Annotated in this window: 6 protein-coding genes and 1 pseudogene; 3 read left to right on the top strand and 4 right to left on the bottom strand. The window is 63.5% G+C overall.

All coding sequences use genetic code 11. From position 1 onward, the window contains the following. The 3 genes and pseudogenes from EOB80_RS35205 to EOB80_RS10380 all read right to left on the bottom strand — a co-directional run. Positions 1-665, bottom strand: a pseudogene (locus tag EOB80_RS35205) (VWA domain-containing protein); the annotation flags it as partial. Positions 666-668: 3 nt separating this feature from the next. Beyond that, positions 669-1,598 carry a MoxR family ATPase gene (locus EOB80_RS10375; RefSeq protein WP_127327566.1) on the bottom strand — a complete coding sequence of 310 codons (930 nt, stop codon included), beginning with the start codon at positions 1,596-1,598 and terminating at the stop codon, positions 669-671. Next, on the bottom strand, positions 1,595-2,122 hold the full coding sequence (locus EOB80_RS10380) for a flavin reductase (protein ID WP_127327567.1): 528 nt from the start codon (positions 2,120-2,122) through the stop codon (positions 1,595-1,597). Before EOB80_RS10380 ends, EOB80_RS10375 begins: the two co-directional genes overlap by 4 nt. Positions 2,123-2,301: 179 nt before the next feature. Between EOB80_RS10380 and EOB80_RS10385 the strand changes: the two genes are divergently transcribed. Beyond that, on the top strand, positions 2,302-3,375 hold the full coding sequence (locus EOB80_RS10385; RefSeq protein ID WP_127327568.1) for a branched-chain amino acid ABC transporter substrate-binding protein: 1,074 nt from the start codon (positions 2,302-2,304) through the stop codon (positions 3,373-3,375). Further along, positions 3,375-4,400, top strand: a complete 1,026-nt coding sequence (locus tag EOB80_RS10390; RefSeq protein WP_127269887.1) for a P1 family peptidase — start codon at positions 3,375-3,377, stop codon at positions 4,398-4,400. Before EOB80_RS10385 ends, EOB80_RS10390 begins: the two co-directional genes overlap by 1 nt. 9 nt (positions 4,401-4,409) lie before the next feature. Here EOB80_RS10390 and EOB80_RS10395 read toward each other — a convergent pair whose 3' ends face one another. Then, positions 4,410-4,664, bottom strand: coding sequence for a DUF2171 domain-containing protein (locus EOB80_RS10395; protein WP_127269889.1), 255 nt, complete (start codon positions 4,662-4,664; stop codon positions 4,410-4,412). Between the two features lie 127 nt (positions 4,665-4,791). On the opposite strand from EOB80_RS10395, the gene EOB80_RS35210 reads away from it, so the two are divergent. Further along, positions 4,792-5,202, top strand: a 411-nt coding sequence (locus EOB80_RS35210) for a DUF2259 domain-containing protein (RefSeq protein WP_245466323.1), incomplete at its 3' end; no start/stop codon positions are given.

The following is a 5,202-nucleotide window of genomic DNA, read 5'->3' on the forward strand; positions in this document are numbered from 1 at the left end:
GCTGCGCGCACCGGCGGCGAACGGAACTTCGGCAGAATCAGTTCGCCGCCGGTGCGCGCAGCCGAACGCATCATGGCGCGCGGATCGATGCGGCGGCCATGCGCATCGGCCTTGAAGCGCCGGGTCCGCACCATGTCGAAAGGCAACCGCAACTGCGCGATCGCCTTCTTGGCGTCGGCCATCTCGGCGGCGTTCATCTGTGCAAAATCTTTGGCCCGCAGCACCTCGTTGCCGGAAAAAGTGAAGCGGGCGTCGACCTCGATCTCGGGAATTTCCTGTAGCGGCTGGTTCTTCTGGTGGCCCTCGAACATCGCCTGGCTGACCCGGTTTTCAGCGGCGCGTGGCTTCTGCTTTTCCCTGGTGTCGGGTGCCACCGGCGAAAACATAGCCAGCATCTTTTCGATCAGTTCGCGCGACTTCCAGAACAGCCGGAAGGCTTCGTCGAAAGTGGCGTGGTCCTCATGCCGCGACACCAGCACGGCGTGCAGTGTCCAGTAGAAATCGTCGCGCGAACCAATGCCCGCGGCGAGCACCGCCTCGATGGCGTCCTTGACCGAGGCCGGCCCGACCCGCATGCCTGATTTGCGCAAGGTGCGGGCAAAATAGACGATGTTGTCGGCGATCCGCCCGTGCGGCATGGCCTCGTTCGGTCCGGGGCGCGGCATCGCCTACTCCGCCGCCGAAAGCTCGGCCTTCACCTCGTTGAGGATGCGCCGGCCTTCGCCCTGTTCGATGCGGGCAATGTCGTCCTGGTATTTCAACAGCACGCCGATCGTGTCGGAGACGGTTTCCGGATCGAGCGCCACCTTGTCGAGCTCGGTCAGCGCGCCGGCCCAGTCGATGGTCTCGGCGACGCCAGGCACCTTGAACAATTCGATCTGGCGCAGCTTCTGGATAAAGGAGACCACTTCTGCCGAAAGCCGCTGGTTGGCCTGCGGCACCTTACGGCGCACGATCTCGAGCTCGCGCTCGGCGTTGGGATAGTCGACCCAGTGATAGAGGCAGCGCCGCTTCAGCGCATCGTGGATTTCGCGGGTGCGATTGGTGGTGATGATGACGATCGGCGGTTCTTCCGCCTTGATGGTGCCGAGTTCGGGCACCGTCACCTGGAAGTCGGACAGGATTTCGAGCAGAAAGGCCTCGAAGGCCTCGTCGGTGCGGTCGAGCTCATCGATCAGGAAAACCGGGGCAGCGCCCGTCTTTCCGGTCAGCGCATCGAGCACCGGGCGGCGGATCAGGTATTTTTCGGAAAAGACGTTGCGCTCCATGGCGGAGCGCTCGACCGTGCCGGCTGCCTCCTCCATGCGGATTTCGATCATCTGCGCGGCGTAATTCCACTCATAGACGGCGGACGAAACGTCGAGGCCTTCATAGCACTGCAGGCGGATGAGCCGGCGACCGAGCGCCTGTGCCAACACCTTGGCGATCTCGGTCTTGCCGACGCCGGCCTCGCCCTCGAGGAACAGCGGCCGCTTCATACGCAACGACAGGAACAGCACGGTCGCCAGCGACCGGTCCGCCACATAGTCCGCACCGGTCAGGAGATCGAGCGTCTCGTCGATCGTCCGTGGCGCGGCGCGCGGTTTCAGCTCGGTCATTCTTTCTCCGTGAACGCCGCCGCTCCGCTGTCCAGAACGTGGTAGCCGCGGGCGTGGTAGATCAGCGGCCGCAAATTATCGCCCATACGCAGACCTGTCACCTTGCCAAAAAGCACACGATGGGTGGCCAGATCCTTGGTGTCGATCAATTCGCAGTCGAACACGGCGAGCGCGCCTTTCAGGGTCGGCGCGCCGGTGGAGATCACATCCCATTCGCCAAGCGCGAAACGTTCCTCGACCGGCAGGCCGGTGATGCCGGAAAAGCCGACCGACAGCGGCTCCTGGTGCGAGGCCAGCGTGTTCAGGGCAAACCTGCCGTTTCTCACGAACAACTCATTCTTGGCATTTTCGCGGTTGAGACAGACCAGGATGGTCGGCGGCGTGTCCGACACCGAACAGGCGGCGATCACCGTCGTGCCGCGCTTGCCGGCCGGCCCGTCGGTGGTGACCACATGGACGTGGCCGGCAAAGTGGCTCATCGCGTCGCGATAGGCCTGCGGCCCAATGTCGTTCTTCTTCAGCACCGTATTTTTTCCATGGTCAGGATCCTACCGACATATATGGCCAGATATAGCCCGCCACAAGCGAAGTGCTTGAGCCATATCCCGAAATTCCCGTGTTGCACCAAGGCCGGGCAGCCTTTAGGTCTTGGCGGCAATAGTGCCAGGAGCATAGAGCCGGCACGGAGGGACCCATCGCTCGAATGCGACCCAGGACAAGAACAATAGCGGCGCTGTTCTGGCTGTTTCTGGCCAGTGCCGCGGATGCCCAGACGCTGCTCGTCGGCGTCGCGGCACCGCTATCGGGACCATCTGCCATTCTCGGCAAGCAGATCGAGGCCGGCACCGGCCTGGCGGCCGAAGCGAACGGCATCGAACTCAAGACCGTGGATGACGCCTGCACCGCCGATGGCGGCGCTACTGCTGCCAGGGATTTCGCCGCTGCCAAGGTCAATGTCGTGGTCGGCTTTCTCTGCACCGAGGCGATCGAGGCGGCGATGCCGATCCTGAAGGACGCCGGCATTCCGGTCATCACCATTGGCGTGCGGACCGAAAGCCTGACCGACCGCCGCGCCAAGACCGGCTGGCCGGTCTATCGCCTCGGGCCGCGCGGCGACGATGAGCGCAACGCCATCGCGTCCGCCCTCACCCATCTATGGCAGAACGAGCTGTTCGCCATTATCGACGACGGCACCATCTACGGACGTGAGATCGCCGAGACGTGGCGGGCAGCGGCCGAACAGGCAGCGCTGAAACCGGTATTCGTCGACACGTTCCGGCCACAGCTCGACAACCAGATCGGCATGATCGGCCGGCTGAAGAAGGCTGGCGCGACGCATGTTTTTGCCGGTGGCGACGGCGACGACATCGCCATCATGGGCCGCGATGCCGCACAGCTTCAGGCGGGCATCGTCTTTGCCGGCGGTGAAAATCTCCGCACACCGCCGGGCGATGTACCCTATGCCGTGGGCACGCTGATGATCGCACCGCCGGAATGGGCCGATGTCGCCGATCCAAAAGTGCTGGCGGCATTTGACGCTAAGAAGATCGTGCCTGACGGCTATGCGCTGCCGGCCTTTGCGGCGGTCGAAATCGCCAAGGCAGCATCAGGCTTGTCCGAAAGCTCGGGCAAGCCGCTGACGGAGGCCCTGACCGGACAGGATTTCACCACGGCGATCGGGCCGATCCGCTTTGATGCAAAAGGCGACCTCAGCCAGAGACCTTACCGCGTCTTCCGTTTCGACGGCACGCGCTTTGCGCCCTTGGAAAGCAACTGATGTTTCGCACCGGCCCACGCAACCTGATCACCGACGTTGCCGGCCTGCGCGTCGGCAATGCGTCCGACGCCAGCCTGAAGTCCGGCGTCACGACCGTGCTTTGCGACACGCCGACAGTGGCCGGCGTTCAGATCCTGGGCGGCGCGCCGGGCACGCGCGAGACAGACCTGCTCGAACCGCACAATTCCGTCGATGTGGTGCACGCCGTCGTGCTTTCAGGCGGTTCGGCTTTCGGCCTCGACGCGGCGTCCGGCGTGCAGGCGGCATTGCGCGAACGCGGCATCGGCCTGGAGGTCGGTGGTTTTCGCGTGCCGATCGTGCCGTCGGCGATCCTGTTCGACCTGCGCAATGGCGGCGACAAGGATTGGGGCCGTTATCCGCCCTACCGCGAGCTTGGCTATGAGGCCGCGCAAACTGCCGCCGCCGATTTCCAGCTTGGCACGATCGGCGCCGGCACCGGCGCGCTGACCTCGGGGCTGAAAGGCGGCCTCGGCTCCGCCTCGACGCTGCTGGATAGCGGCGTCACCGTCGGTGCGCTGGCCGCCGTCAACCCGACCGGATCGGTGACCACAGGCCGAACCCGCCATTTCTGGGCAGCACCGTTCGAAATCGGCAACGAATTCGGCGGGCTTGGTTATCCCTCGCCGATGCCGGACGATGCGAAACGGATTCTTTTGAAACACCGCGACAAGCATGTTGGCAGGCAGATGGAGACCGGCGGCAACACCACCATCGCCGTCATTGCCACCGATGCGGTGCTCACAAAAGCTGCCGCCAAGCGCCTGGCGATATCGGCTCATGACGGGTTCGTGCGCGCGATATGGCCGACGCACACACCGGCCGATGGCGACCTTGTGTTCGCGCTGGCGACCGGCACGAGCGGTATCGAACTCTCCGCCGATGCGGCGATCGATCTCTACGCCGCAGCCGGCGCCACCATGGCGCGCGCCATCAGTCGCGGCGTCTATGCGGCAACCCCTGCCGAAAACGATCTGTTTCCGGTCTGGTCGTCACGCCTGAGGTGAAGCGATCAATCAGACCCGATCGGACTTTTCTTCCTCGAACGTCACCGCAACATCGGAATTCGCCGACAGCCAGACCTTCTTGCCGTCGACTTCGGCAATCAGGCTCAGGGGAATATAGTGATGATGGCCCTTGTGAGCGCCCTCGCCGCTATCGGCCTTGGTCAGCTTGATGCGCTGGCCATCGACCTTGTCGACAGTGCCGACATGCACGCCGTCGGCGCCGACGACTTCCATATGCTCGCGAATTTTGCTGGTGTCGGTCATGGTGGTCTCCATTGGGACTGCCGACGATAACAAATGACGGGCCGATTGGATGCATCGGCTTTCGCACCGCACGACGTTTTGATTTCGGCGTGCTAGGGGATTGAGACGATCACGGGGGTGAAGACCGATGCGAATGCTCTTTCTGTTTGCCGTTGGCCTGCTTGCACAGTTTGCCACCTCGATCGCGGCTCATGCCGGCGATGTCGCCGAACTTGAAATCCTCGGCTTCACCAAGGACGGCAGCGTCTTTGCTTTCGAGGAATATGGCGTGCAGGATGGATCGGGTTTTCCCTATGCCGACCGCTACTACATCGACACCAGCACCGACAGCTTTCTCAAGGGCACGCCGATCCGGGTCCGGCTTGAGGACGAGAACGCCAAACTGGACGCGGCGCGCCTTCAGGCTCGGCAAAAAGGCGAAGCCATTGTCAGCCAGGCCGAGTTGGACGCCAATCGCGGCATCACCGCCGGTTTCAACCCGGTGACCGAACTTTCGGCCGATCCGCACCGGATGGCAGTCAACCCGCGCCCGATCTTC

This window comes from Mesorhizobium sp. M7A.F.Ca.MR.245.00.0.0, from assembly GCF_003997415.1.
In the GTDB taxonomy this organism is placed as follows: Bacteria; Pseudomonadota; Alphaproteobacteria; order Rhizobiales; family Rhizobiaceae; genus Mesorhizobium.